Origin of the sequence: Algoriphagus persicinus, from assembly GCF_035156415.1 — a bacterium.
Classification (GTDB): Bacteria; Bacteroidota; Bacteroidia; order Cytophagales; family Cyclobacteriaceae; genus Algoriphagus; species Algoriphagus persicinus.
In genome coordinates, this window is sequence record NZ_JAYEEY010000063.1 from 1 (window position 1) to 2,121 (window position 2,121).

Annotated in this window: 1 protein-coding gene; it reads right to left on the reverse strand. The window is 45.7% G+C overall.

Features of this window, described 5'->3' with window-relative positions:
* Window positions 1-1,986, reverse strand: a 1,986-nt coding sequence (locus tag U3A58_RS21570) for a YDG domain-containing protein (protein ID WP_323826464.1), incomplete at its 3' end; no start/stop codon positions are given.
* Between the last annotated feature and the right edge of the window lie 135 nt (window positions 1,987-2,121).

Genomic DNA, 2,121 nt, shown 5'->3' on the forward strand with positions numbered 1-2,121 from the left:
CGCATCTGCCTTGCCGATTACGATTTGAACTGAACCTGCGTCATCGTTATAGTTTCCAGTCACATCTGTAAATGTCCAGTCTGCCTGGCCTCCAGGTACGTTGGTGAAGCTTGCGCCAAGATCAAGTCCTGCCAACGTCTCCCCTTCAATGCCTAGGGCTGTGCCTGTCGCTCCATGAGCAAATGCATCGTATGTGCCGCTATAACCCGTTACCGTGATGTCCGCATCTGCCTTGCCGATTACGATTTGAACTGAACCTGCGTCATCGTTATAGTTTCCAGTCACATCTGTAAATGTCCAGTCTGCCTGGCCTCCAGGTACGTTGGTGAAGCTTGCGCCAAGATAAAGTCCTGCCAACGTCTCCCCTTCAATGCCTAGGGCTGTGCCTGTCGCTCCATGAGCTAATGCATCGTATGTGCCGCTGTAACCCGTTACCGTGATGTCCGCATCTGCCTTGCCGATTGCATTATCCACTGTTCCGCCGCCTGCGTTGTAATTGCCGTTTCCTGCAAAAGTCCAGGCATCACCCGTGTAATCACCTGCATTGGTATGAGTCGTTGCCGAAACATCCATTAACCCGGTAAGATCAGCCGCTGTTGTTTCTACCCCTACCGCGGTAAATACCGAGGTATGCGCATTGCCATCATAGGTCACACTGTACGGGGTAACCGTGATCACTGCATTAGCCTTGCCGATCGTAAAATCCTCACTGTCAATGCTCGGCTCATGGTTCGCATCACCTGCATAGCTATAACTCGCTGTCGCCGGCCCGGCATTTACATTATTCGCATAGTCAGCATCCGGTGTCAAACTCAATCCACCTGCTCCGGTTACACTTACAGAAGCCGGAGTAATCGCTGAACCTGNGCTATAACTCGCTGTCGCCGGCCCGGCATTTACATTATTCGCATAGTCAGCATCCGGTGTCAAACTCAATCCACCTGCTCCGGTTACACTTACAGAAGCCGGAGTAATCGCTGAACCTGTGTAGGTAAATGATCCAGGTTCAATAGTCACAACTGTGGTAGATGGTGCCTTGGAAATATTTGCTGTCGTCGTGCCTACAGAGGTCAAATTATAATTACCTGCATCAGCTCCACTTAAACTAGCGCCTGTGAGAGTCACAGTTTTGCCTAAGGCGGCATTTGCATCAGAAAAAGTAGCTGTACCGCCGGTTAGAGTCACTGCATCTGGAGCTATCACTCCATTTAAAAAGCGTGTTAATACTACAGCAGAAGTATTCCCGTCATATTCCTTATTGTCAGCGGTAAATGATCCTGTGATATCTTTTTGGTTTACAGTAAGTGTCGCTGCATTGCTAGTTGCATCTGGTGCACAACCATTTGAAACAATCACACGGTATTGAGCACCAGTTTGGCTAATTATAGGCTTTACTACCGTGAATGTTGTAGGTACTCCATCTGAATCAGAAGTATTGTTCCAACCAGATCCAGTATTCACCTGCCATTGGTATGACAGTGTTGCAGAACCTGTAGCCGCAACAGAGAATATCGCATCTTGGCCATAGGTTACAATAATGTTTCCCGGATTTGAAACAGATGGTGGGGTACAAACTGAAGCTGTGACCGAAAAATTTGTATTGTTAGACTTAGCAGCATAAGGATTGCTAGAAGGGTCACCGGCAAAGGAAGCTGTTAATCCATTTAAGCCATTATAATTTCCTACAGGTTGATTAACCACCCAATTATAGGTTGCAATACCATTGGCATCAGTTGTACCAGTTCCTAATGTTGAACCATTTAAAGAAAAAGTTAAGATTTTTCCTGGAATTGGATTACCATTTCCGACACATGCGCCACAACTATTATCAGTACCTTGTTGGGATAATTTGGCTGTCAAAATAACAGTAGCACCAAAAGATGCCGTAGTAGGAGCTAAATCAGAAACTTGTGTATTTGCATCCGTAAAAAATGCAGTAGCTGTCAAACCACTAGTATGGCCTGTGGCGGTTAGAACAAATGCCACACCTACGTGATTTGGTTTAACCGTGATTATGCATTAGGAATAGAAAAACATTGATAATTGTTTGAATGGAGGATAAAAAAGGGGATTTTTAACAGGATCAACATTCACCAAAATGGTTAATCTTCCTATCGAATA